This window comes from Bradyrhizobium sp. CCGUVB14, from assembly GCF_024199935.1.
Lineage (GTDB): Bacteria > Pseudomonadota > Alphaproteobacteria > Rhizobiales > Xanthobacteraceae > Bradyrhizobium.
Window position 1 is genome coordinate 8,686,375 of record NZ_JANADS010000001.1, and the last position, 24,931, is coordinate 8,711,305.

25 protein-coding genes and 1 tRNA gene are annotated in these 24,931 nt (G+C 63.0%); 13 read left to right on the plus strand and 13 right to left on the minus strand.

Annotation, left to right across the window (positions count from 1 at the left end; all coding sequences use genetic code 11):
- Window positions 1–201: 201 nt before the first annotated feature.
- Together NLM32_RS40550 and NLM32_RS40555 are read right to left on the minus strand one after the other, a co-directional pair.
- Window positions 202–276: transfer RNA gene (locus NLM32_RS40550), tRNA-Glu, on the minus strand.
- Window positions 277–332: 56 nt separating this feature from the next.
- The gene (locus tag NLM32_RS40555; protein WP_254134254.1) at window positions 333–677 is read right to left on the minus strand and encodes a hypothetical protein; all 345 of its coding nucleotides are present in this window, start codon (window positions 675–677) and stop codon (window positions 333–335) included.
- On the opposite strand from NLM32_RS40555, the gene NLM32_RS40560 reads away from it, so the two are divergent.
- The 4 genes from NLM32_RS40560 (at window position 676) to NLM32_RS40575 (ending at window position 3,994) form a co-directional block, all read left to right on the plus strand.
- Entirely contained in the window at window positions 676–1,683 is a 1,008-nt protein-coding gene (locus NLM32_RS40560) for an RluA family pseudouridine synthase (protein WP_254134255.1), read from the plus strand. The two genes, NLM32_RS40555 and NLM32_RS40560, sit on opposite strands and share 2 nt — an antisense overlap.
- A 219-nt stretch (window positions 1,684–1,902) precedes the next feature.
- Complete coding sequence (gene rpoH, locus NLM32_RS40565) at window positions 1,903–2,802, plus strand: RNA polymerase sigma factor RpoH (RefSeq protein WP_234683649.1); 900 nt, start codon at window positions 1,903–1,905, stop codon at window positions 2,800–2,802.
- 185 nt (window positions 2,803–2,987) lie between these two features.
- Window positions 2,988–3,329, plus strand: a complete 342-nt coding sequence (locus tag NLM32_RS40570) for a hypothetical protein (protein ID WP_254134256.1) — start codon at window positions 2,988–2,990, stop codon at window positions 3,327–3,329.
- Window positions 3,330–3,646: 317 nt separating this feature from the next.
- Window positions 3,647–3,994 carry a hypothetical protein gene (locus tag NLM32_RS40575; protein WP_254134257.1) on the plus strand — a complete coding sequence of 116 codons (348 nt, stop codon included), beginning with the start codon at window positions 3,647–3,649 and terminating at the stop codon, window positions 3,992–3,994.
- Window positions 3,995–4,071: 77 nt separating this feature from the next.
- Here NLM32_RS40575 and NLM32_RS40580 read toward each other — a convergent pair whose 3' ends face one another.
- The 4 genes from NLM32_RS40580 to NLM32_RS40595 form a co-directional block, all read right to left on the minus strand.
- Entirely contained in the window at window positions 4,072–4,692 is a 621-nt protein-coding gene (locus tag NLM32_RS40580; RefSeq protein ID WP_254134258.1) for a peptidoglycan recognition family protein, read from the minus strand.
- Window positions 4,693–4,729: 37 nt separating this feature from the next.
- Window positions 4,730–5,932, minus strand: coding sequence for a GGDEF domain-containing protein (locus NLM32_RS40585; RefSeq protein WP_254134259.1), 1,203 nt, complete (start codon window positions 5,930–5,932; stop codon window positions 4,730–4,732).
- A gap of 584 nt (window positions 5,933–6,516) precedes the next feature.
- Window positions 6,517–7,128, minus strand: a complete 612-nt coding sequence (locus NLM32_RS40590) for a LysE family translocator (protein WP_254134260.1) — start codon at window positions 7,126–7,128, stop codon at window positions 6,517–6,519.
- An 89-nt stretch (window positions 7,129–7,217) separates the two neighbouring features.
- Window positions 7,218–7,592: a response regulator gene (locus NLM32_RS40595; protein ID WP_254134261.1), complete on the minus strand. Its 375-nt coding sequence runs from the start codon at window positions 7,590–7,592 to the stop codon at window positions 7,218–7,220.
- 130 nt (window positions 7,593–7,722) lie between these two features.
- Here NLM32_RS40595 and NLM32_RS40600 point away from each other — a divergent pair, with 130 nt between their 5' ends.
- On the plus strand, window positions 7,723–8,553 hold the full coding sequence (locus NLM32_RS40600) for an SDR family oxidoreductase (RefSeq protein WP_254134262.1): 831 nt from the start codon (window positions 7,723–7,725) through the stop codon (window positions 8,551–8,553).
- Window positions 8,554–8,708: 155 nt separating this feature from the next.
- Here NLM32_RS40600 and NLM32_RS40605 read toward each other — a convergent pair whose 3' ends face one another.
- Window positions 8,709–9,515, minus strand: coding sequence for a lytic murein transglycosylase (locus tag NLM32_RS40605; RefSeq protein WP_254134263.1), 807 nt, complete (start codon window positions 9,513–9,515; stop codon window positions 8,709–8,711).
- Window positions 9,516–9,882: 367 nt separating this feature from the next.
- On the opposite strand from NLM32_RS40605, the gene NLM32_RS40610 reads away from it, so the two are divergent.
- The 5 genes from NLM32_RS40610 (at window position 9,883) to NLM32_RS40630 (ending at window position 15,287) form a co-directional block, all read left to right on the plus strand.
- Entirely contained in the window at window positions 9,883–10,821 is a 939-nt protein-coding gene (locus NLM32_RS40610; protein ID WP_254134264.1) for an OmpA family protein, read from the plus strand.
- A 542-nt stretch (window positions 10,822–11,363) separates the two neighbouring features.
- A complete protein-coding gene (locus tag NLM32_RS40615; RefSeq protein WP_254134265.1) occupies window positions 11,364–11,600 on the plus strand; it encodes a hypothetical protein in 237 nt (78 codons plus the stop codon).
- 340 nt (window positions 11,601–11,940) lie between these two features.
- Window positions 11,941–12,459 (plus strand): hypothetical protein, encoded by a 519-nt coding sequence (locus NLM32_RS40620; protein WP_254134266.1) that lies wholly within the window; start codon window positions 11,941–11,943, stop codon window positions 12,457–12,459.
- Window positions 12,392–14,173 carry an alpha/beta hydrolase domain-containing protein gene (locus NLM32_RS40625; protein ID WP_254134267.1) on the plus strand — a complete coding sequence of 594 codons (1,782 nt, stop codon included), beginning with the start codon at window positions 12,392–12,394 and terminating at the stop codon, window positions 14,171–14,173. The genes NLM32_RS40620 and NLM32_RS40625 overlap by 68 nt, the downstream gene beginning before the upstream one ends.
- Before the next feature lie 133 nt (window positions 14,174–14,306).
- Window positions 14,307–15,287 (plus strand): catalase family peroxidase, encoded by a 981-nt coding sequence (locus NLM32_RS40630; RefSeq protein WP_254134268.1) that lies wholly within the window; start codon window positions 14,307–14,309, stop codon window positions 15,285–15,287.
- Between the two features lie 80 nt (window positions 15,288–15,367).
- On the opposite strand, the gene NLM32_RS40635 is transcribed toward NLM32_RS40630, so the two are convergent.
- Both NLM32_RS40635 and NLM32_RS40640 read right to left on the minus strand, forming a co-directional pair.
- The gene (locus tag NLM32_RS40635; protein ID WP_254134269.1) at window positions 15,368–15,748 is read right to left on the minus strand and encodes a DUF393 domain-containing protein; all 381 of its coding nucleotides are present in this window, start codon (window positions 15,746–15,748) and stop codon (window positions 15,368–15,370) included.
- A gap of 196 nt (window positions 15,749–15,944) precedes the next feature.
- Complete coding sequence (locus tag NLM32_RS40640) at window positions 15,945–16,757, minus strand: hypothetical protein (protein ID WP_254134270.1); 813 nt, start codon at window positions 16,755–16,757, stop codon at window positions 15,945–15,947.
- A 262-nt stretch (window positions 16,758–17,019) separates the two neighbouring features.
- Here NLM32_RS40640 and NLM32_RS40645 point away from each other — a divergent pair, with 262 nt between their 5' ends.
- Complete coding sequence (locus NLM32_RS40645) at window positions 17,020–17,478, plus strand: hypothetical protein (protein WP_254134271.1); 459 nt, start codon at window positions 17,020–17,022, stop codon at window positions 17,476–17,478.
- Window positions 17,478–18,047, plus strand: a complete 570-nt coding sequence (locus tag NLM32_RS40650) for a hypothetical protein (RefSeq protein ID WP_254134272.1) — start codon at window positions 17,478–17,480, stop codon at window positions 18,045–18,047. Before NLM32_RS40645 ends, NLM32_RS40650 begins: the two co-directional genes overlap by 1 nt.
- Before the next feature lie 150 nt (window positions 18,048–18,197).
- On the opposite strand, the gene rpoD is transcribed toward NLM32_RS40650, so the two are convergent.
- Both rpoD and dnaG read right to left on the minus strand, forming a co-directional pair.
- On the minus strand, window positions 18,198–20,345 hold the full coding sequence (gene rpoD / locus NLM32_RS40655; protein ID WP_254134273.1) for an RNA polymerase sigma factor RpoD: 2,148 nt from the start codon (window positions 20,343–20,345) through the stop codon (window positions 18,198–18,200).
- Window positions 20,346–20,723: 378 nt separating this feature from the next.
- Window positions 20,724–22,754, minus strand: a complete 2,031-nt coding sequence (dnaG, locus tag NLM32_RS40660; RefSeq protein WP_254135538.1) for a DNA primase — start codon at window positions 22,752–22,754, stop codon at window positions 20,724–20,726.
- A gap of 188 nt (window positions 22,755–22,942) precedes the next feature.
- Between dnaG and NLM32_RS40665 the strand changes: the two genes are divergently transcribed.
- Window positions 22,943–23,506: a chlorite dismutase family protein gene (locus tag NLM32_RS40665; RefSeq protein WP_254134274.1), complete on the plus strand. Its 564-nt coding sequence runs from the start codon at window positions 22,943–22,945 to the stop codon at window positions 23,504–23,506.
- On the opposite strand, the gene NLM32_RS40670 is transcribed toward NLM32_RS40665, so the two are convergent.
- A complete protein-coding gene (locus NLM32_RS40670; RefSeq protein WP_254134275.1) occupies window positions 23,503–23,901 on the minus strand; it encodes a gamma-glutamylcyclotransferase in 399 nt (132 codons plus the stop codon). The genes NLM32_RS40665 and NLM32_RS40670 overlap by 4 nt on opposite strands.
- A 45-nt stretch (window positions 23,902–23,946) precedes the next feature.
- Window positions 23,947–24,858 (minus strand): transglutaminase family protein, encoded by a 912-nt coding sequence (locus NLM32_RS40675; protein ID WP_254134276.1) that lies wholly within the window; start codon window positions 24,856–24,858, stop codon window positions 23,947–23,949.
- Window positions 24,859–24,931: the final 73 nt, after the last annotated feature.

Sequence of the window (24,931 nt, forward strand, 5' to 3'; positions counted from 1 at the left end):
CTGTTGGACGAAATGTTGTACGTTTTGTTGGCCGCTCGGGCACTCACGTTCGCGCTCCACACCGGAATTCTCGGGTAGAGCGTACCGCCCACATCGCACGGATTGCGGGGAATAATTGGTAATTTCAAGTTTTTGCCTCCGTTAGGAGGCTCTCGGTCGCGCCGGATGCTCTTAAAGAATGGCGGAGGGGATGAGCATGTGTGGCGCTCCCTAGGGGAATCGAACCCCTGTTTCAGCCTTGAGAGGGCCGCGTCCTAACCGCTAGACGAAGGGAGCGTGAGGGCTAGCCAATAGCCTCGAAATTTGTCGGCCGCAAGGACTGAACTGCCGTTTTACGGCTCATTGGCAAATTTCAGCTTTCCAGCCGGCCTCAGGGTGTGCGCATCGAACGTTCGGATCTCCATGACTCCGCCGATATCGAGAGTGACCACGAGGCGGTCGCCGGCCACGCCGGTGGAGACGATTTTTGCGCCCTTCGGCAGGGTGGCCGTGATGTCGCTCAACGGCTCAGCCGCCCTTCCCTCCGACCTGAAAAGGCGGTAGCCCACCGCGATCAGGACGGCGCAGATGGCCAGCGCCGAGGTCAACCCCGCGATCAGCATCATCCGCCGCACCCGCGCAAACAGCGCGGCCTGCTCGGGGGTCGGTTCGGGAACAGCGGTATCAGACGTCGTCATGGATAGCTCAGGCTCAGCGCAACGGTTGGAGGTCACGGTCGAAGGCGACGAGGGCTCGGCCCGGCTCGACCGCGTGCTGGCGGCGCGCCTTCCCGACCTGTCGCGATCAAGGCTCAAAGCCCTGATTTTGGCCGGCGCGGTGAGCCTGAAGGCCACCGAGGTCCGCGACCCCGCTTATCACGTCGCATCCGGCGATACGATCATAATCGACGTGCCGGAGGCGGCCCCGCCGGAGCCGAAGGGCGAGGATATCGCCCTCGATATCGTATTCGAGGACGACGACATCGTCGTCATCAACAAACCGAAGGGGCTGGTGGTGCACCCCGCCGCCGGGCACGAGACGGGTACGTTGGTGAATGCGCTGATTGCCCATTGCGGAGGCTCGCTGTCGGGCATCGGCGGCGTGCGCCGGCCCGGCATCGTGCACCGACTGGACAAGGACACCACCGGACTGATGGTGGTGGCCAAGAACGACTTGGCGCATGCTTCGCTGACCGCCCAATTCGCCGACCACGGCCGCACCGGGCCGATGCGGCGCGGCTATATGGCATTTGCCTGGGGACTCCCCGGCCGGCATCGCGGCACAATCGACGCGCCGATCGACCGTCACCCGCATGCGCGAGAGAAGATGGCGGTGCGCCAGGGCGGCCGCGAGGCGGTGACGCATTGGGAGCTGCTGGAAAGTTTTGCGGGCCGCGACGGCAAGCCGATCGCGGGGCTGCTGGCCTGCGAGCTCGAGACCGGGCGCACCCATCAGATCCGCGTCCACCTCGCCCATATCGGCCACCCCCTGATGGGCGACGCGGTCTATGGCCCGCATTTCAAAACGAAGGCGAACCAGCTTGGCCCCGAGTCGCAAGCGGCTTTAACGGCGCTTGGGCGGCAGGCCTTGCATGCTTATTTGCTGGTACTCGAACACCCCCGAACCGGAGAACTTCTTCACTGGGAGGCGAGCCTGCCGGAGGATTTGCTTCTCTTGGAAGGCGCTCTGAAAGCGGCGCTATGACGCAGGGGCTTTGAGAAAACCCTTACCTTACAAAAAGTTATAGCTGCCACACGGGGACGTGACGTCAGCAATCCTTCCCTTTTTGACCCCCGATGGGGTATATTGCGCCTGCGTTGGAAATGACCAACGCGGAACATCGCAGCTACGGCCGGCTTTAACCAAGCGGTCGTCTGCCTGGCCCGCCGCTATCGGGGGCCTGAACCTTTGGAGGGCTTAACAATGGCCCGTACCGCTGCTCTGCCGGTCCTCAATGGAGAATCCGGCCTTTCCCGCTACCTCGGCGAAATCCGCAAGTTCCCGATGCTGGAACCCCAGCAGGAGTACATGCTCGCCAAGCGTTGGCGCGAACACGATGATCGCGACGCTGCACACCAACTCGTCACCAGCCATCTCCGGCTCGTGGCCAAGATCGCCATGGGCTATCGCGGCTACGGCTTGCCGATCTCCGAGGTCGTCTCGGAAGGCAATGTCGGCCTGATGCAGGCGGTGAAGCGTTTCGAGCCCGAGAAGGGCTTCCGTCTCGCCACCTACGCGATGTGGTGGATCAAGGCGTCGATTCAAGAGTACATCCTGCGTTCCTGGTCGCTCGTGAAGATGGGCACCACCGCGAACCAGAAGAAGCTGTTCTTCAACCTGCGCAAGGCGAAGAGCAAGATCAACGCGCTGGACGAGGGCGATCTCCGCCCCGACCAGGTGAAGATCATTGCCAAGCGTCTCGGCGTCACCGATCAGGACGTGATCGACATGAACCGCCGTCTCGGTGGCGACGCGTCGCTCAATGCTCCGATCCGCGACGACGGCGAAGCCGGCGAATGGCAGGACTGGCTGGTCGACAATTCGCCCAACCAGGAAGCCCTGCTGGCCGAGCACGAGGAGTATGACGAACGCCGTGACGCGCTGAACGGCGCCATGGGCGTGCTCAACCCGCGCGAACGCCGCATCTTCGAGGCCCGCCGCCTCGCCGATGAGCCGATGACGCTGGAAGACCTTGCTGCCGAGTTCGGCGTGTCGCGCGAGCGCGTCCGCCAGATCGAGGTCCGCGCCTTCGAGAAGGTGCAGTCCGCGGTCAAGGGCACGATCGCAAGGGCCGAACAGGCCGCGCTGGAAGCCGCTCACTAACCGAGGGCTTTCGCGACCCACGAATTGGCGGATCGAGACAAGACAAAAGCCGGCGGCAACGCCGGCTTTTTTTGTTGTGTGTGAGCTGCAGCATGGTCGCGGGGCACGCCGGCGGGCATCTTGAACGCACGCGACGGGTCAACCGACCCAATCCTGTCGGGCCTCATCCAGAGAACGGACACACCGTGTCGATCATCCTGCAATCCACCGTCGGCGGCTTCTCCGCCCAGTTCATGCGCAAGCTGCCGCTGGTCGAGCAGGCGATGCGCGACCACGGTCTCGATCCCAGTGAGTTCGTGATCTCCAAGGACTATGCCTCGACCGCGACGATCCCGATCATGGGCCCGTTCTTCTTCAACTACAGCGTCTATTTCGGCGAGGCGACATTCACCGTCACCGAGCCGAACGACATGGTGTTTCTGGACTACTTCCTCAAACGCGTACTCGCCGCAGACGAGTCGCCGGAATTGCCGGAGCAGCCGGGACTGATCCGGCGCTTCTTCGGCTGGATGGCGCAGCCGGTGTAGGCCTGTCATTTCGGCGCGCAACGATCACTCCAATCAATCTCGCTTGTCGCAGCACGCCTGCTGGTGTATGTGCTGCCGCCCCGGCGCGGCGTCGCGCCTTTTTTTGTTCAGCGCTTTCGAGGGAGGCGGCATGATTTGTAGATCGATACGTTCCGACCGCAGCCCATCTCTGATCGGCAAGTGGTCATAGGCTGAGCGCCGCTCCGCGGCTGTCCATTCATTTCATCTGACTACGAGGGGCGTGACGCAACAATGCGTCGCGCCGTGTCGTCATGTATTTGCGGTTCGTTACACCGCTCATCCACCCGGACAGCCGCGTGGAGAGCGGCTTCTTTCGCGCGTCCTGGTACATCCAGCGCAACAACTGTCCGGACTGGATCCGGCAGGAGCTCTCGGAGCAGTTCACCTGGTTCGCGGAGCATCTGCCGCTGCCCGGACGTATCGCACGGCACTTCAAGCGGCGCGATTCGATCTGGGGCATCTGCTGGTTCGATCCAGGGGCCAGCGAATGTGTCAGTCGCGCGCACTATTGCGCCTGGCTGCTCGAAGAGGGCGGCCTGCCGGTGCGGACGATCACGACCTCGCGCCAGCGCGAGGTGATCTGGCGCGACGCGCACCAGATCGTCACGAAGCCTTCCACCGATCTGCCCAAGGCATTTCCTTGAATAGGGGAAGGCTCGGTCGGTCTAGGGATGACGATGCTGTCGGGCACCGGAGGTTTCGGCCTCCGGTGCCCGCTCGATCACTCGCCCCAGGTCCGCGCCAGCGTCGCGAGCCAGCAGCCTTCGCAATAGCGGGCGTCTTTGAAGTCGATCCAGTTGTGGGCGTAAACGTGGTCGAGCGGGATGTCGTAACGCGCGCGCAGGACCTGGACCAGGATCTTCCAGGCCGCGACCTGTGCCGCCGTCGGGCCGATCGCGACATCGGGATAGTTGCCGGCGAACTCGACGCCGATCGAATTGTCGCGCACGACCTGATGATAGGTCACGCTGTTGTCGATGTATTTGTTGTCGTTGCGGTTGGCGCCGTCGGTGTGGGTCGGCACCAGATTGTCCGCGACCGACCAGTAGACCGTACCATCGGTCTCGACCCAGACCATCACGCCGCGCCGGGTCGGGTTCTTCGACTGCTCTTGCGCGCCGCCGCGCGCCGAGCCGGTCGGCCCTTCGGTCTGATGCACGATGATGTTGCGCCAGGCATGAGCGTTGGCGACATCGCCCCATGGCGCGAGCCAGACGATCTTCAACCCGGGAATGTCAGGCGTGCCGGTGCTGCGCGCGAGCCTTGTGAGCTCGGCGTCCATTGCGGCGGCGGGAGCGATCAGAACGGCGGCGAGAATTGCCGCGACAAGGCGGGACAGCATTACGGGGATCCAACAAGGGAGCCGAGCGTAGCAGGATTCAGGCGAAATTGCGCGCGGCTTCGACCGGCTCGGGCGAGAGCGGCGGGGCGGGATCATAGACCGCAAAATCGTTCTTGCCGTTCTTCTTGGCGGCATAGAGGGCATGGTCGGCATGGGCGATCAGCCGATCCGGGAATTGGCCGATGCCGCGGTCCCATTCCGCAACGCCGATCGAGATCGCGATCGGGATGTCGTTGCCGGCGCAGCCGGCGGCATCCTGGCGGCAGACCTCGAGGATGCGGCGGGCGATCCGCGCGCCCTCGCGCATGGAGGAGGACGGCAGCACGACGCAGAACTCGTCGCCGCCGGTGCGGGCGAGCATGTCGCCGGGCCGCAGCCGCGTCTGCGCCATCAGGGTGAAGTGCTGAAGGCAGGCATCGCCCGCGGCATGCCCATAGGTGTCGTTGATGGTCTTGAAGCCGTCGAGATCGATCACCAACAGCGAGAACGGCTCGCCGCTGCGCTCCGAGCGGGCGCATTCTTCTGACAGCCGCTGCAACAGATGGCGGCGGTTGGCGACGCCGGTGAGATCGTCGAGCAGCGCGAGGTCGGCGACCTCGTTGCGTAAGCGGTCCATCGCCATCAGCAGGAAGCCGAAATTAAGCGTCATCGACAGGAAGAGCAGCACCAGCACCATGACGGCGTGGGTCTGGCCGCCCGCCCTCGCCGAGAAATCGTAACCGAGCATGTTGCCGACCGCACGTATCACGAAGATCCCGATGATGCTGAGGATCACGATGCCCGACAGCCGCGCCCCCGGGCTGACGCGGCCTTCGGGCGGCGACAACAACAGCCGCAGCGACAGCACCAGCGGCAGGCCTTGCCCCACCGTGTAGAAGAGCATGCGCAGCTGCATCTGGTCGAAACCAACCATGAAGATCACGACGCCGGCGAGGCTCAGGATCCCCGTCGTCAGCATAAGGCGCAGATGCACCGGCCGGTCGTAGAAGCGCTGAATGCCCATGGCCGCGAGGCAGCTCGCCGCCATGATGCCGGCGGCCCCGAACACAAGCGGGATGGGAGAATCGACGAACAGGCGGACCAGCGCCGTCAGCGAGCCGGCGGCGCCAACGAAGGCCGACGCCATCCAGTACCGTGCAGCCTCGAATTTCGGATAGGAGCGCGTCACATAGGCCCAGATCAGGCCGAGCGCCGAGAAATTGACGACGAAGACCATCCAAAGCGTCGGTACGTTCAGCATGGCGCCCGCGATACGCGCAGCGTCCCGCCCCCTGTCACTGGCAGAAACTCGTCCATGACCCGTCCCCGTGTTCTTGCGGAGGATCATGCGCGGATTGCGCTTAACGGAACCTCACTTCGTTCGTCCAAAACGCGCCCTTGGTTTTGGATTCATGAACGACGCGTCTCGATTATCGGATCGTTAGGCACGTCGCCGGCGTGCATCGCGGTCGCGTCGGCATGCTCTGCGATGCGGATTCGCGGGCCGAAATCACCCAAAAATGCATCTGAGCTGTGGATAACGTAATGACACAGATGTGACAGCGCGGGGCATGGACGCGCGAATCTGCTGAGTTCGTCATCGAGGATGTTGCGAGGCTGGCCCTCCGCCGAGCGTTCCTCGTGTCGCGTTTCACCATTAACCCTTAAGAGGATCCTATGGCTAAGAAAGCGAAGAAGGCGAAGAAGGCGACGAAGAAGAAGGCCAAGAAGGCTGCGAAGAAGAAGTAACGCAGCTTCTTTTGATTTCGCCCGGGTGGAGCCTCGCTCTGCCCGGGCTCCGGATAAGTCTGAAAGACGCGGGCACAAGGCCCGCTTTTTTATTGGCTACCGCTCGGCGAACGCGAGCTTGGCGCCGAGCAGGGCAAAGCCTGCGGCAAAGGAGCGGCGCAGCCAGGCCATCACGCCGGGACGGGAGATGACGCGCTCGCGCACGGACGCCGCGCAGAGGCCATAGACCACGAACACCACAAAGGTCATGGCCATGAAGGCGCCGCTCAATTCCAGCATCCGCGCCAGCACGGACGCCTCGTCCGCCGCAATGAACTGCGGCAGGAAGGCGAGGAAGAAGATCGAGAGCTTCGGGTTCAAGATGTTGATCAGGAAGCCGGTGACGATGACCCGGCCGCTGGAGCGCTCCTTGATCTCGCCGTCGACCGCAAGCGCACCTGTCTCGCGCAGCGCCTGCCAGGACATGTAGAGCAGATAGGCCACGCCGCACCATTTCAGCGCGGCAAAGGCGAGCGCGCTGGTGTGCAGCACGGCGGCGAGCCCGAGCATCGCCGCGACCATGTGCGGCACGATCCCGAGCGTGCAGCCGAAGGCCGCAGCCACGCTGGCGCGCGAGCCGCGGGTCAGCGCCGCAGCCAGGGTGTAAAGCACGCCGGTGCCGGGCGAGGCGACGACGATGAGCGAGGTGAGCAGGAAGGACCAGGACATGCCTTGTCCCTATCACTCCTGCCGTTTGCCGAGAAGTCACGACACGGTCAGCCGCGCCGCCGGACAGGAAACCGAAGCGCGAACGCGCCTCAGTTCAGCTGGGCGATCTCGGCTTCGCGCAGGACGTCGAGCGGCGCCCAGGGCTTGGCCCAGAATTTTGCGCCGTCGGGCAAAGGCTGCCTCAGGGGGCGGCCCGAGGTGACGACGACGTCGAGCTTCGGATTGCGGTCCTTGGCGACGTGCGCGAGCTCGACGCCGTTCATGCGGCCGGCGAGCTGCACGTCGGTCAGCATCAGGCAGAGTGCGCCGGCGCTCTTGTCCAGCACACGCTCGGCGGCTTCCGCACTCTCGCACTGGATGACCTGGTACCCGCTTTCTTCGAGCAACAGACTGAGCATCTCTCGCTGCATGGCGTCGTCTTCGACGATGAGGGCTGTGGCTGTAAACGGTTTGGATTGTCCCATCGGTGGCTCCCAATGCTGCTTGCCGCCGTTCAAGTATCGTATGTTAAAGACGGAACCTGATTTAGGTTTCGGTTCCTATCTGAAAAAATGTACATCGTAGTTCCCCTGTTCGGGGTTGACGGGAGGCATCATGACGGCGATTCGCGGCGCAGCCGCCATCACGGGCGCGGCGAGCGGCATTGGCCGTGCGCTCGCCATCGAGCTTGCACAACGCGGCTGCGACCTCGCGCTCGCCGATCGCGACGAGGCCGGATTGAAAACGCTCGCCGCCGAGATCGGCAGGCAGCGCAAGATCAGTGTGCATCGCGTCGATGTCAGCGAGCCCGCCGACATCGCGCAATTCGCGCGCGAGGCCATCGCAGCGCATCCCGCGCTCGGCATCCTCGTCAACAATGCCGGCGTGGCGCTGATGGGGACGTTCGAGGAGATCGACCAGGCGCAGATGGACTGGCTGTTCGACATCAATTTCTGGGGCGTGGTGCACGGCACCCGCGCCTTCCTGCCGCATCTGAAGACGCGAGCAGAGGCGCATATCGTCAACGTCTCCTCGATCTTCGGCATCATCGCGCCGCCAGGACAATCGGCCTATGCGGCGGCGAAATTCGCGGTGCGGGGATTTTCCGAGAGCGTGCGGCATGAACTCGCGGTCGCGGGCAGCCCGGTCAAACTGTCGGTGGTGCATCCCGGCGGCGTCGCCACGTCCATCGCGCGCTCATCGCGCACCGGCGTTGGCGTCACCGACAACGCCCGCCGCGCCCAGATGATCGATCGGTTCGAGACCGCGGCCCGGACGACGCCGAAGGACGCGGCGCTGCGCATCATCAAGGGCATCGAGCGAAACGAGCCGCGCATCCTGATCGGCAACGATGCCAGGTTCATGGACATCCTGCAGCGCTTCCGCCCGGGGACGTATTGGGCGCCGTTGCAGCGGAAGCTGGAGAGGATGGCGAAGGGGAAGTAGTAACAGGTCAGTTGCGTGACGCCGCAGCCTCACTCTCCGCCGTCATTCCCCGCGAAAGCGGGGAAATCCAGTACGCCGAGACATCGCGGTTAGAATCGAGCCGCCGCGGCGTACTGGATCGCCCGCCTTCGCGGGCGATGACAGCGAATATGTGGTTACTGCCCCACCAGCCGATCTGCAAAATACCCGATCGTCTTGCGGTAGATCACAGCCCTGTTCCACTCGCGCATCGCGTCGAAATTGGCCGAGCCTTCGTCATAGGGCTGGCCCATCTTGAAGCCGTTGGAGTGGAGCAGGTTCGCGGTCGAGGCGAGCACGTCGGCGACGCTGTGGCGGAGGTCGACATGGCCGTCGCCGTCGAAATCGACGCCATACTTGATGTAGGACGACGGCAGGAACTGGGTCTGGCCGATCTCGCCGGCATAGGCGCCGATGAGATCGCGCAGCGGCAGGTCGCCGCGCTGCACGATCTTGAGCGCGGCGAGCAGCTCGCCCTGGAACAGCTCGGTGCGGCGGCAATCATGCGCGAGCGTGGCAAGCGTGCGGATCACCGGCAGCTTGCCCATGTCGCCCTTGCCGAAATCGCTCTCCAGCCCCCAGATCGCGACCAGGATCTGCCGGGGCACACCGAACTGCTGCTCGATGCGCGAGAGCAGCGCGGCGTGACGCTGCAGCAGCGCACGGCCGCCATTGATGCGGCCCGGGCCGACGCGGGTCGAGACGTACTGCTCAAAACTCTTGTTGAACGTGTAGCGCTGGCGCCGGTCGAAGGCGAGCACGGCGCCGTCCTGGGTGATGCCGCCGAACGCCGCGCTGGTCACGCCCGCCGACACGCCCGCGGCCTGCGCCTCCGCCGTCATGCCGGCGACGAAGCTGTTGAAGTCGCCGCCGCAGCGCGCGGCCTCGGCCGAACCGCCGGCCAGGCAAACGATGGAAGCGACGGCGAGCGCGTATCTCAACATGCGGGGAAATCCTCAGGCATCATGCGCGGAAAGTGGCGGGCGATCATGCCCGGGAACTGGATTCGCGTCAAAGCGGCACGCAGCCGATCATCTCGGGGGACCGCGACCAGCTGCACTGAGACGAAAATCGCAAAACAACCCCATGCACCGTAGGCGCGCGACGATCGACTGCGCATTTTCCGAATTTTAGTTGACCCGTCGGGCAAAACAGGCGTATGGTGTCAGCATCGGAGACTCTGGCGTGAGTGCCTGCTCGCGCCACGCACCCCGTCGGCGGATTGCTCCGGTTGAACCGATCCCGCCAGAACCGAACAGGCCGAGCGCGCGACTAAAGGGCAGCGCTCGCCCTGTCCCCCAACCGATCGAGATGACCATGCCCCTTCCCCGCCGGATGCTTGCTGTCCTCGCGTTGCTCTCGCTCCATACCGTGGCCGCCTCGGCACAGACCCGCGATGTCGCAGGCGCCCGCGACTATCCCGGCATCGGCCGCTTCACCGGCAGCGTCATCACCGGCTATGTCGTGAAGGATTTTGACGCGACGCGGATGCAGGCCGCCGCCTTCAGGGATGGTCAGCCGGCAGACGCGCGGCGGCTCGAGGGCCGCATTGTCCGCATCGCCTACCGCACCAATCCCGGCCCCTCGATCCTCGAAGTCTCCCGCAATTTCGAGACGCAGCTGGCGAAAGCCGGCTACGAGACCCTGCTGGCCTGTGACACCGACGCCTGCGGCGGCATTCCCTTCACCGAGGCGATCGACACGCTGCCGGTCCCCCAGATGTGGGTCGACGGCTTCAACTATCGCTATTTTGCCGGCCGCAAGACCGAGGGCGGCCGCGAGACCTATGCGAGCGTCATCGTCAGCCAGAACAACCAGGACATCACCGCGCAGGTCACGATCGCCGAGCTGGGCGCCATCGCCAACAAGATGGTCGACGCCGCTGCGATGGCGAAAGGTCTTGGCGAGGCCGGCCACATCGCGCTCTACGGCATCTATTTCGACACCGACAAGGCGGTGCTGAAGCCGGAGAGCCGCCCGACGCTGGAGCAGATCGCAAAGCTGCTGACGGGCCAGCCTCAGCTCAACGTCTTCATCGTCGGCCACACCGACAGCCAGGGCGCCTATGAGTACAATCTCGATCTGTCGAAGCGGCGTGCGGAGGCGGTCGCGGCGGAACTGGTGAAGAGTTTCCGGATTGCGCAGGCGCGACTGCGCACCGCCGGCGTCGGATTGCTGGCGCCGGTCGGCTCCAACGCCACGGACGCCGGCCGCGCGCTGAACCGGCGCGTGGAACTGGTGGCGCCGTGATCCCACGGAGAGAGCACACAACCCATGTGATGTGTGCAATGCACGAACGACATTGGCCGGCATGCGCTGGATGAGATCACGTGCATGCAACGGGCTCGAGTTCGCAGCTCAATGACTTCTTACAACGCATGCTCGCTCTCGTTGCACTGCGAGAGCACCGCCAGATGAACAAACTACTTCGATGATCCAAGCATCTGCTTTGCGGAATTGCGGGAACCCGCAGCGACATGCGCCGCATATCTGATGCGCTCGCTGCGACATCAGCACGGTGACGATTTATCTTGCCATCGCAGAGCGCAAGCGATAGCCTTCTATCTCAGGTTGTTGCCCTGCCAGCCCCGGGCGACGCTGACGACCAAAAATAAACGGCGGGCTTATCGGCCCGCCGTTTATTGAGGTCGGGGTCGCATCGGACCTTGCGGACGCCTGGCGCTCCGATCGGGCCAACAAATCACCAAATGATTGTGCAGAAGGCGGCCGGATTGATGCCGGCGGCTGCCGAAGTCATTTGACTGCGGCGCCCTGATCGACGACAAGCCGCCATGGCCAAAAAACCCGGAACCAATCCCAAAGGCGAATTCGCCTTTTTCAACGTCTTCTATGAGGACGATTCCCAACGCTCCAACCGCCGCGTCCCCAGCGAATTGCTCGGCGGCCTCGACGGCGACGAACCCGCGCGCAACTTCATCATGGAGCAGGACCGCGAGATCGCGGAGAAGGGCGGCCGTCCGGCACTCGAGATCAAGCGGATCGAGCGGGTCGGGGCGAAGAAGAAATAAGCTGCGCCCGTGAGACGCGCGCGGCGACTGCACAGACGGCGGGCCTCGGCCCGCCGTTTTCGTTTGTAGAGGCTCTGGCCCCCCTCAATAGGCCTGCATTGACGGATCTCCCCGCCGGTCCACAAACCAGGACGCGGCCTCGTTAAGGCGCAGCCAAAAAAGATTGATGGGCGAAATCGCTCGCAGCCAAGCCGGCGATCAGTCTAATTCATGACACCTCGGAAAAGCGCGGTGAAATCAGCCCTGGGTGGGGCTCGGTCACGACCGGTTGATGAGGGAATTTTCAGCACCGTCCGCCGATATCTTCACGTTGGGGGGATTCCAGCATGAGAGGTCACGGATGTTTCGCAATATCGCGCTTGGAATGACGATTACTCTCGCAATGGCGCTAACCGCGCCGGCGGCCGTTGCGCAGCAAAAGCACCACGTCAGCTATGATACGCCGGCAACTCAGACCGTATACACCCAACAACACGTCATCGACGTTGGCGACATTCCCGGACATCAGGCTCGGCTCTTCGAAATTCGGCGGACCTATGGTGACGATGCCCCCCTCATCAACGGTTCGAGGTTGAAGGAGCAATGGACACGCGGCATGTCTGATTACATCGACAACAACGGTCCAGCTCTCATCTACAACGTTTGGATACTGGAGAACGGAGAGAAGTTTTTTGTCAGGACATCTCTGGTCGCTCAAAGCAGTGGAGATGGCAAGCTCACGAACATGACATCGGGCGTCATTACCGGTGGCACGGGTAGCCTCACCGGAATACGTGGCATCATCAGCAGTCATGGCCCGTCCGAGCCGAAGGCCGCCATCAATGCCAATCAGACAGACATCGACTATTGGATCGAGTGAGAAGGCCTTCTCGATAGACGATGGACCGGTGAAAAGGTTGCCGGTCCATCATTCCCGTTCTGATACGGCATGTCGTGATCACAAAGTGCTCGAAACCAGCCGCTATCCCCTATGGAGAATTCCCATGCCGCACGGTCGAAGCGTGCGAATTGTGATGTTCTTGCTTGGCTTGTTCGGCCTGGTCTCGACGGCGCGGCCAGCGAGCGCAGAAGTCACCCGGATCGAGTTCACGTCGAAGCAGCCTTACGGCACATTTCGCGCCGGCGACTATGTGATCTGGCAGGGCAGGATCCGCGGCGACCTGTCGCCACAAGAGGCCATTCCCGGGATCGACAAGGCGCCGCGCAATGAACGTGGGCGCGTCGACTACGCGGCGAAGATCATTCTCATGATGCCGGCGGCTCCGCGCGGGGACAACGGTGCGTTGCTGGTGGACGTACCCAACCGCGGGCAAGTCTGGGCCGAGGCGATCTACAACTCGCCACGCGATGTGCGGTTTCTCCCGGGCACGCTGGAGCAGGGCACCGGCTTTCTTCAGGACCATGGTTTTGCGGTTGCCGAGGTTTTCTGGGAGCTTGGACAGGGTGCGGACCTGCCTTCGTTCGCTGACGCCGATGGCAAGACACGCTTCGTCGAGGGAGCGGGCTTTGCGATCGTCCGCGATGCCGCGGATTTCTTCGCGCATGCGGCTTCTGACAAGGATGGAACGCCCAACCCGCTCAGGGGAGCGATCAATCGCGTGCTCGCGAGCGGCAGGTCCCAGGATGGACGATTCCTGAAGACCTTTCTCCTGAACGGCTTCAACATGATCGGCAACCGGCGCGTCTTCGACGGAATGCATGTGTTCGTCTCGGCCGCCGGCCTTCTTCCGATCCTGCAGACCGGCCTTGGACCCATGTCGAGCGCCGAGGGGGCGCCCACATTCGACAACCCGGATTTTCCCGGCGTGAATGACGGACCGCTCACGATCGGGGAGATCACGGCCAAGGTCGAGACGCGCGGCGAGGTGCCTCCAAGGATGATCCTCGTGAACTCCACCACGGACTACTATTCACTGCGCGCTTCGCTCGGCCGCACGGGCGCGTCCGGAATCGCGGATCAGCCACTGCCCGCCAATGTGCGGATGTACGATATTGCGGGAGGCCCGCATGTACCCGCCCCCAAGGCACCGGCCTGCACACTGGCGCCGGGCCGCCTCGATTGGTCGCCGCTGTCGCGGGCCCTCCTGCTGCACCTTGATGCCTGGGTAAGCCGTGGCACCGAGCCGCCCGCGAGCGAATTGATGTCGCTCGAAACCGCGGGCGGCGAGCCCCCTGCACTGCGCGCCCCGAGCAGGCTTTCCGCCGCAGTGATCCAAGTGCCGAAGCGCGATCAGGACGGCAATGCGCTCGGCGGCGTGCGGCTGCCGGATGTCGCGGTGCCGACCGGCACCAATGGCGCCCAGAACCAGCCGCAGACATTCACCTGCATGCTGATCGGGTCCTTCTCACCATTCGCAGCGACGAAAGCGGAACGAGAGCGTACCGGTGACGCCCGCCTGTCGATCGAAGAGCGCTATCACGGCCGCGACGATTACGTGAACCGGATCCGGATCGCCGTCCAGGATCTGATGGCGCGCGGGTTTCTGCTGCCGGAAGACGCGGCAGTGATCGTTCAGGAAGCCGCATCGACGAACCTGTTCGCGCCCGCACCAGAGAATGCCGAGCCACGTTGAGGCCTCGACGGCGACGAACCCGCGCGCGGCTTCATTACGGACCTGCCGCCCCACGGTCGCAGTCCTCGCGAAAGTCGCTCATGCGTCAACTTTTGCTGTTATGCTGCAAGGATCATGAGAGGAGAAACGCCCGATGATGAACCGCAAGCTCGTTGCCGCGCTGTTCGTGTTCGGCCTGGCCTTGCCCGCCATCTCGCGTGCGGAGGACGCGCCCGTCGAGCAACAGCTCGTCGACCAGATGAACAAGGTGTTCGGCGTCCACGCCGGCTTTCGCGCCAATCACGCCAAGGGCGTCGTGGCCGAAGGAAAATTCAAGGCCTCCGCGGACGCCGCCGGCCTGAGCAAGGCTGTGCTTTTCGGCGGCGCCGAGATTCCGGTGACTGTGCGGTTCTCGGACTCCACCGGCGTGCCCAACCTGCCTGACGGCTCCGGCGACGCCAACCCGCACGGCATGGCGGTGAAATTTCACCTGCCCGACGGCAGCGACATGGACATCGTGATCAATTCGCTGAAATTCTTCCCCGTGTCGACCAGCGAGGAGTTTCGCGATCTGCTCGTCGCGATCGCGCAAAGCCCGCCGGACGCGGCCAAGCCGACCAAGGTCGAGCAATTCGTGGCAAGCCATCCCACCGTCCCGGCCGCCTTGGCCACGGTCGCCACGCCGGACAGTTTTGCCAACGAGGCCTATTTCGGCATCAACGCGTTCGTGTTCGTCAACAAAGCGGGCCAGCGACAGGCCATCCGCTATCAGATGATCCCCGAGAAGATCGTGCACCTCGACAAGGCGGAGGCTGCGAAGAAGGCGCCGGACTTCCTGATGGAGGAACTGCCTGCCCGCCTGAAGCAGGGACCGGTGGTTTTCCACTTCAAGGCGCAACTGGCTGCCGCCGGCGACTCCACCAAGGATCCGGCAAAACCCTGGCCTGACGATCGCAAGCTGATCGAACTCGGCGTGCTGACGATCGACAAGGCCGTGGCTGATAGCGACGAGGCGCAGAAGAAGCTTCTGTTCCTGCCGGGCCAACTCACCGACGGGATCGAGCAGTCCGACGATCCGATGGTCGATGTCCGCAACGGCGCCTACGCCATCTCGTTCTCGCGGCGCAATCCCTGAGGGTCATGGTTGGTTGCGGGGAGACTTCAACTCGGAGCACGTAGGATGGGGTGAGCGGCAGTGCCCCCCATCCTACGGGCTCACCAGCGCCCGCACCACCTATTCCAGGCGAACAGCAAATCGGCGAACCGATTATAGAAGAAGCGCGTGAACGGCAGCGCCACGCGATTGCCGAGCAGCGCCGCAAGCCATCCTTCGCCCGGGGTCATCCGCCAGAGCGCAATCGCGACATCGGCGCCGACGACAAGTCGGCCGGCCTCATCGGTCGCATGCAGGCGGCGCCTGATGTCATCGAGCGAAGCGCCAAAGTGCGCCAGCGCGTCGGGCTGCTGGTTGATGTCCCTGAATTCGATCGCACCCACACGCACCAGCGCCAGCAGCTTGTTGCGCTGCCAATCGATTCCGGCGTCACAAACGGGGCAGCGGGTGTTGTACCAGACGGTGAGGCTAGGACTCGGCATGACTGGGTACCACGAAGTAGAACTTTGGTATCTTTCACAAGGAGATACCGAAGTGGCGCGGTACGGCTCATAAGACCGCGCGGAGGGCAGAAGGAAGAACAGCCCCCGAAACGTGAAGGCCGCAAGAGGCGCCGACAGAGGCAACGTTCTACGCTACGCCCCATTATGCGCGCAGCTTCCCGCAATCCGGCAACACTCAGAAAATCGTCGCCAGAATGCCCTCGATGACAGGCCAAGTGAGCACGCCAGCAACAACCTCGGTGTAGTGCGGCAGGACGTTGGGTGTGGCCCCACAGGATCGCAGTATCTTCTCCAGCATTTCAACGGTCATGATGAATGAAGCCAGCAGCCCCAGGAAGCACAGCGCTATCTCCCAACCAGCCCATCGGGTTTGCTGAAACATCACCGCCCGATCCCGGAGATTTATGTAGAGCTGGCTCATTCTCCCCAGGTACGAGAAAACCATCGCGATGAACACGTAATCCGGCAGGACCGTTGTTTGATCCCGGCTGTAGAGGCCGATCTTCGCCAGCAGCCACAAAATCCCGGCCGCGATCGAGAAGTAGATCAACTTCTTCGTGACGCCGGTTACGAAGTTGACGGGATAGACGGTGGCAACATCAAAAACCTTGTACGACCAAGGCCGTTTCATTTTCATGCCTGTGGTCAACATCAGGCTCTTGAACGTGCTGAATGTTGGCCCGAACACGACCTTCGATGTCAGTGCGATGGAGGCGACGGCTGTCAGGGTCTGAACCGACCAGATGTTTTGCACGTGGAACGAACAGGTCCCCTCGGGCACCATCAGCAGGATTCCCATCCCCGCGACCCAGGCCAAAGGCGCCAACCCCGCCCAACCAAACGGGGGCGATATCTTGTCGAAAGTCATTGTGGGTTCAGCGCTGGGGTTGATCTCAAGGTAAACCCGAACGCGGAGATTGGGATCGAAGCTCAGGAAATAGAAAAAAGGAAAGGCGGTCAAAACGCCCGCGACAGCATATAAATTCATGTCCAAGATCCGATGATAAAGTCGCACCTGACTCGCCGATTGTGGTGGGAAATGGGCAGCCAAAGGTGGTATTGGCCGCTTCACTCAACCATATTATTCGCATGGGCGCATCCCGCGCTCAACCGGGCAATTTTCTATGCCGTGCACTCAATGCCGAAAGCCAGCTTTCTATCAGGTCGGTGACCAGAAGGTGCCGCTGTGCCTAGACTGCTGGCATAAGTTTCAGCAAGCGAACTTTCTCCAGTTCCTCCAGAACGCCGCCATGATGAATCAGGCGATGGATGACATGGATGAGATGACAGGCTTTGGCCCGAGTGGCGGCAGGATACCGGTAGCAGCACTGGCGAGCGCGATGAGCACGAAATCCACCTACAATAACATCAGCATTTCAAACTCGAACATCGGTGTCGTAAATACCGGCGACCTCGCGAAGATCGATGCCGTCATTACCCTAACCAAGGACAGTGATGCCGACGCCATCGGCCTCGCGATAAAGTCCCTCGCCCAGGCCATCGTTGACTCAAGGGAGATCGACAAGGCCGGAAAACAGGAACTCATCGACTTCGTTCAAGCCATCGGCGAACAGATTGTAGGCGCGCGCAAGAAGCCTATTCTCTTCAGCTTGTTTAAGGGCTTGGAAGAGCGGGCGAAGGGATACGTAGCCGTGAGCGCTGCGGCCCAGAGTCTTATCCTCATCGCGACTAAATTGTTGGGCGCTTGATGTTTCCAATCCATCGCACCTTTCCAAAAGAAATGGCTGTCATCGGCCGCATCTTGCTCGATTACGGCGAATTGGAAGTCGATTTGATGAACTGCGTGCAGGTCGCGCGCGGCTTCGACCTGAACGGTACACTCAAACCGATGTTTCGGATTCGTGGGGAGACCAACCGCGTTTTGATCGCCGATGGTCTGGCACGTGTGGCCTATGAGAAGCTGGGTCTCGGCACCGAATTTGGCCTAATGATCGAAGCCCTGCGGAACTGCCTGGCCATCCGCAACCGATACGCCCACGCCTATTGGCATGACCCCGAACAGGGTAAAGCCCTGTGTTACGTTTCCCTAGAAGAACTCGCCAAAGAGGATGCGGAGGTCAAGAATCTCGACGACCTGTCGTTTTTTTATATCGACGAAGCCCTCCTGCTCTCCCAAGAGGCCTATCTGGAGTATGCCCGCGACCTGATTGCGTTCTTGAATTTCGAGGGGCGCTTCAGGGCTGGCAAAATCAAGACCCAGCCGTTCAAGCTGCCCGCGACCCTTTCGAAGCCAGTTGCGTATACAAAGAACCTTTGATGAAGACGCTTAAGCAGTTCACCGAGACTCAGCGCATAATGCAGCGCCTCGCAGCGGCAATCGAAAACCTCGCGATCAATACGTTATCCGGCTAGCCAAACGAGAAACGGCGGGTTTCACCCGCCGTTTTCGTTTTGATGAATGCGTGGATTAGTTATCCAAGAAGCTCCGCAGCTTCCGCGACCGCGACGGATGCTTCAGCTTGCGCAGCGCCTTCGCCTCGATCTGGCGAATACGCTCACGCGTCACCGAGAACTGCTGGCCGACTTCTTCCAGCGTGTGGTCGGTGTTCATGCCGATGCCGAAGCGCATGCGCAGCACGCGCTCTTCGCGCGGGGTGAGCGAGGCGAGCACGCGCGTGGTGGTCTCGCGCAGGTTCGACTGGATCGCGGCGTCGATCGGGAGGATCGCGTTCTTGTCCTCGATGAAATCGCCGAGGTGCGAATCCTCTTCGTCACCGACCGGCGTTTCGAGCGACAGCGGCTCCTTGGCGATCTTGAGGACTTTTCGCACTTTCTCCAGCGGCATGCCGAGCTTTTCGGCCAATTCCTCTGGCGTCGGTTCGCGGCCGATCTCGTTGAGCATCTGGCGGCTCGTGCGCACGATCTTGTTGATCGTCTCGATCATGTGCACGGGGATGCGGATGGTGCGGGCCTGGTCCGCAATGCTGCGGGTGATCGCCTGCCGGATCCACCACGTCGCGTAGGTCGAGAACTTGTAGCCGCGGCGATACTCGAACTTATCGACGGCCTTCATCAGGCCGATATTGCCTTCCTGGATCAAATCGAGGAATTGCAGGCCGCGGTTGGTGTACTTCTTGGCGATCGAGATCACGAGACGGAGGTTGGCTTCCACCATCTCCTTCTTGGCCTGGCGGGCTTCGCGCTCGCCCTTCTGCACGGAGTGCACGATCTTGCGGAACTCGACGATCTCGAGGCCGGTCAGCGCGGCGAGCTGATGCACCTCGTGACGGAGATCCTTGATCCGGTCCTTCTCGTGATGGACGAAGTTCTTCCAGCCCTTGGCCGAGAGTTTTGACACCCGGTTGAGCCAGCGCGGGTCCAATTCAGAACCGGTGTAGTTGCGCAGAAAATCTTCGCGGGCGACGCCGTGGCTGTCGGCGAGGCGCATCAGGCGGCCCTCATGCGAAACGAGGCGCTTGTTGATGTCGTAGAGCTGCTCGACCAGCGAGTCGATACGGGCCTGGTTTAGGCGCAGCGACTTCACCTCGACGATGATCTCGTCCTTCAGCTTCTTGTACTTGCGCTCCTGGTGCGGCGAGAGCGACTCGTTCTGGAGCTGGTTCTGGATGTCCTGCTCCTGAAGCTTGCGCAGCTTCTTGTAGCTGTCGGCGATCTTGTCGAAGATCTCGACCACCTTCGGCTTGAGCTCGGCCTCGATTGCCGCAAGCGACATCTGGTTCTCGAACTCGTCGTCCTCGTCCATGTCGGCTTCGGCCGCGGCTTCGCCCGGATCCTTGTCCTCGCCACCCGGCGCAGCGCCGGGGGCGGGCTGCGCGGCGCGGAACGGGGTCGGCGACGGAGGCGCTGCGGGCGGCGCGACATGCGCGGGCGCGCCGTCGGCGGCGGGCTGGCCAGCTTCGGCCGATGCTTCGCCGTTCTCGCCATTGGGACCGGCGATCATCGCGGTGTTCATGCCCGCCTTGGCATCGGGGCCGGCATAGGTCGCTTCGAGATCGATGATGTCGCGAAGGAAGATCTTTCCTTCGTTGAGTTCGTCGCGCCAGATGATGATGGCCTGGAAGGTCAGCGGGCTTTCGCAGAGGCCCGCGATCATCGCCTCGCGGCCGGCCTCGATGCGCTTGGCAATCGCGATTTCGCCTTCGCGCGAGAGCAGCTCGACGGTGCCCATCTCACGCAGATACATGCGCACGGGATCGTCGGTGCGTTCGCCCGGCTCGCTCTTCTTGACCTCGGTGACGGCCTTCTGCGTGACCTCGACGAGCTCGTTGTCGGTCTCGTCCTCGCCGCCCTCGTCCTTGTCTTCCTCGCCTTCGCTATCGTCGGCTTCGGTGACGTTGATGCCCATGTCCGAGAGCATGGACATGATGTCCTCGATCTGCTCGGGCGAGGTCTGATCGGACGGCAAAACTTCATTGAGCTGATCGAAGGTCACGAAGCCGCGCTTCTTGGCCTGCTTGATCATCTTCTTCACTGCCGCGTCGGACAGATCGAGCAAGGGAGACGGCGCGTCCTGGGAGTCCTTCTCCGGCGCGTCCGCTGCCTTGTCGTCTTTTTCCTTGTCCTTCGCCTGCAGCGTCTTTGCCTTGGTGGCCATCCATTGCTCCTAAACGCGCTTCATGCAGTGGGCACACCGGCCCGCCCGCGTGAATTCACTTGAACCTGTTGTTCGACGCTCTCGCTTCGTCAGATCTCGACACGGAAAGGGCGGCGCGCACACATCTCGCCACCCCGACCTTTCTCTCGCCGGATTTGCCTAACGCTTCGTGAGCCTCTTTGTCGCAGCGGATGCAGGTGAAGTGCCAACAGCTATTGCGCGGATTCATTCCTGACGCGTCTGTTCTGCCTGCGGCCGCCTGGGGGCCAAAGTGCTACAAGACCGTTAAGCCTCGATTAACCCTGTTTTTGCCGCCAAACCTTGGATTTGGCGAGTCTTTTAGCGGTTCCGGCCTCAGCCGTCCGCATGATTCTTTTATCACACACTCTTCTGGAACCGGCCCGACAGCTCGCCAAAACCCTCGATCAGGGCCTCGGTACCGTCGACCTCGGCCAGCCGGGCCTTGACGTCACGCAGCCACGCCAAATTGGCCTCGCTGGGGTCCTCCCCCAAGGCCAGCTCGGCGTCTTTCAGCTCTCTAAGTAGTGAATGGTATTGCCGATGCAAGGCAACGAGCTGGTGCCAGGTGGCAAGAACGTCGTCGCGGGCCGCGCCCTCGCGGGCGCCCCACACCGCCGCAGTGGTGATGCCGCCCTCAACTCTTTGAAGAAGCTGCGCAAATCCGCCCTTCTCGATATCGGCCCGCATCTTTTCGGCCTGCTCGCCGGGGTCCGATGAGTGGTGATGGTCGTTGGCAAAAGCCGCGATGATACCGGCCCTGAGCTTGTGGGCCTCGGGGTGGGCGAACTCCAGGGCAGCCACCTCTTCGAGGTGATCATCCAGCAGCCAGGGGTGGTTGATCAGGCTTTGCAGGATCAGGGCCTCTCGGCGGGAGATGGCGCTGCGCTGGCCCCGCATGATCGGGCTTGCCGCAAGCTGGGGGCTCGCCGCCTGGTAGGGGCCGGAGGGGAGCGGGGTCGGACCGGGCGGGCCGCGGCGGCCTCCTCCGAATCCTTGCCCGAATCCCTGACCGCCGAATCGATTCGCCTGCCCCCCACCGCGCGGCTGGAACGGGCGGCCGCCGCCCCCCTGGCGGAAATTGCCCCGGCCGGCGAAGCCGCCGCGACCGCCATCGGGCGAGAAGGCGCGCTGGAGCCGCTCGACGAATTCGTCGCGGTAGTAGCGCCGGACCACCTCGTCGCGGATGCCGTTCGACAATTCCTTGATGCGTGCTTCCAGCGCTGCGCGGCGCTCGGGCGTGGCGAAATTGCCGCCTTCGAGCTCGCGCGACCAGATCATGTCGGCGAGCGGGCGCGCCGCCGCGATCACCTCCTCGATCGCGCCACGACCGCCGGAGCGCGCGAGATCGTCGGGGTCCTGCCCTTCCGGCAGCAGCGCAAAACGCAGGCTCTTGCCTGGCGCGAGAAACGGCAGCGCGAGGTCGGCGGCGCGATAGGCGGCCTTCTGTCCGGCGCGGTCGCCGTCGAAGCAGAGGATCGGCTCGTCCGCCATCTTCCACAGCAGCGCGAGCTGGTTTTCGGTCAGCGCGGTGCCGAGCGGCGCGACGGCGCCTGCAAAGCCCGCGGTGACCATGGCGATGACGTCGACATAGCCTTCGACCACGATCAGCGCGCTGCCGTCATGGGTGGCTTTGCGCGCGGTCTGGTGATTGTAGAGATTGTCGCCCTTGTGGAAGAGCGGCGTCTCCGGCGAGTTCAGATATTTGGCCGGAACGTCCTTCTCCAGCGCGCGTCCGCCGAAGGCGATGACGCGGCCGCGCAAGTCGGTGATCGGAAACATCACGCGATCGCGGAAGCGATCGTAGGGCACCGGGATGTCGTTGCCGGCAACGAGCAGCCCGGTCTCGATCATGTCCTCGACGGACACGCCGAGCTTGCCGAGATGCTCCTTCAGCGCGAAGCGCTCGGGCGGCGGCGGCGCATAGCCCAGCCGAAACTGCAATTGCGTCGCCGGCGAGATCGCGCGATCCGCGAGATAGCCGCGCGCCTTCGCACCAACACGCGAGGCCAATGTCTCGGAGAAGAATTTCGCCGCGAGCTCCATGACGTCGTGCAGCGTGCGGCGCCGCTGCTCGTGCCGCGCCGCATCCGGCGTCACCGCCGGCAGCGCCAGGCCGGCCATGCCGGCGAGCCGCTCGACCGCCTCGGCAAACGGCAGGCCGTCGGTCTCCATCACGAAGGTGATGATGTCGCCGTGCTTGCCGGAGGAGAAGTCGTGATAAAAACCCTTCTGGTCGTTGACATAGAAGGACGGCGTCTTTTCCTGCTGGAACGGCGACAGCCCCTTCCACTCCCGCCCGGTCTTCTTCAGCTTGACGCGCTTGCCCACGACCTCGGAGACCGAAAGCCGGGCGCGCAGCTCGTCAAGGAATTGGGGCGTGAAGCGGATGGCCATGGGCTGTGTGTAGCGCGAACCGAAGTGAGTCGGGCGAAGGATCAGGGATATAGGCGCGGGCCGGCCAAAAGTCAGGTTTGTCAGGATTATACGCGCTGTTCACAGCCCTTTCCGGTGCGATGCGCGGGCCCGGAATGACGGGAAAAGCTTGAACCCCGCCCGGTTCCACGCTTCCATGGGCCATGTTCAGGACCTTTCGGGGTGGCCATAGCGGGGGCTGGCGGGTGACCTCGATGTCGCCTGTGACGGGCGAGCCCCTGCCCTTCATGCCGGCGCTGTCGGTCAACGACAGCGAGGCCGTGGCGTTGCCGTTGGTCCCCTCGCGCAATGCCTGGCGGCTGGTCGGCGTACCCAGCAGCTTGCGCTACACCGAGCGCGCCGAGAAGGAGCAGCTCGTGAGCGTGCAGGCCGGCCTCGGCCGATTGGAAGCAACCAGCGCGGCGCTGATTCCGATCCGCAAGTCGCAGGCATGGTGGGATCTCACGCAGGAAGAACGCCGCGAGATCTTTGAAGACAAGTCGCACCACATCGCCAGCAGTCTTCGTTTTCTGCCCGCAATCGCGCGCCAGCTCTATCACTGCCGCGACCTCGGCGAGCCCTTCGATTTCCTGACCTGGTTCGAGTTCGCGCCCGCCCATGCCTCGTTGTTCGAGGAGCTGGTCGGCATGCTCAGGCAAACCGAGGAGTGGACCTATGTCGAACGCGAGGTCGACGTGCGCGTGGTGAAGGAAGTGCTGTCGGCCTAGTGGTCGAGGAAGCGGCCGGATTCGATGTGCGGCAGATCGGTGACGGGCCAATTGTAGACGTAAGTCCAGGCCGGCGCGGTCGCGCCGTCGGCGCCGGTCACGTCGATCAGCTGGCGCAGATATTCCGTCGGCTCGGGAAAGCCTTCGCCGCAGGCCTCGTACATGTCGAGCTCGCGCAAGAGCTCGTCGCCGGCGCGCAAGCGGAAGAGCTCGCCGTGCACGAGCTCCGACGGCGCGTCGGACAGCAGCAATCCCGGATAATGCTTCACCAGCACGAGCCGGCCGCGGCAGCTCGCCTCGCCCAGAAAATCCGCATGCTGCGCCAGCAGCCGCGCCATCGGATGGTCGAAGCCGCGCATCAGGGTGCCGTAGACGAAGAGACGATCGGAGGTCATGGCCTTCTATAGCCGTCAATCAGCAGCGTGCAAATCGCAGCAGACTTACAAAACCTCCGCTTCCAGCTCCGCACCGGTGCGCTCCTCGTCCGAGACCACGCTGATGTTCACCTCCATGACATCGAAAGCGTCCTGGGTGCCGATATAGATGCCGTGCAGCGGGATGGCTTGGCGCGGGTCGCGGGCGACCGCGACGCGGATGAGGTCGCGGGTGCCGACGATGCCGTTGGTGGGATCGAACTCGATCCAGCCCGCGCTCGGCAGATAGACCTGCACCCACGCATGAGTCGAGCCGCCACCGACATGGTGCTGCGCGATGTCTTCGGGCACGAAGATGTAGCCGGAGACGAAGCGCGCGGCGATGCCGAGACGGCGCAGCGCCTCGATCATGAACAGCGCGTAGTCGCGGCAGGTGCCGGTGCCCAACCGCAAGGTGTCGAACGGGGTCTGCGTACCGGGTTCGTGACGCCTCTGGTAGTTGAACTGCTTGCGGATGGCGTGTGTGATGCGGCTCAGCAGCAAAAAGCTCGGCGCCGGTGCATCTTCATCGAAAAAACCGCGCACCCACTCCGCGATCCTGCCGCCGGGATCGGGATATTGCGGCGTGATGTACTGGACGAGATCGGGCAATTCCGCGTCGTCATAGACGAAAGGATAGAAGTAAGCGGGATCGTCCGGCGTCAGCGCGAACTCTTCCACCGGATTGTGCTCGACGGTGACGTGCCAGTCGAAGATCAGACGGTCCGCGCGCGCGTCGAAATCAACAATCGCCACCGAATTGCCGAACACGTCGTGGATCCAGCGCAGCGACATCGGCTGCGGCGAGATCTTGAGCCTGGAGTCAAGTAAGCGCAGATCATGGCCGTCGCTTGGGCGCAGCATGAACCTGTGTTCGCCGAAGGCCACGGGACGATTGTAGCGATATTCGGTCTTGTGGTGAATCGTCAGCAGCGGCATCGTCAGCAGATCATGGTGATTTTGGGCAGACCCATTGTGAATGATTCTTTGCCCAATTTCCGGGGCGACTGCT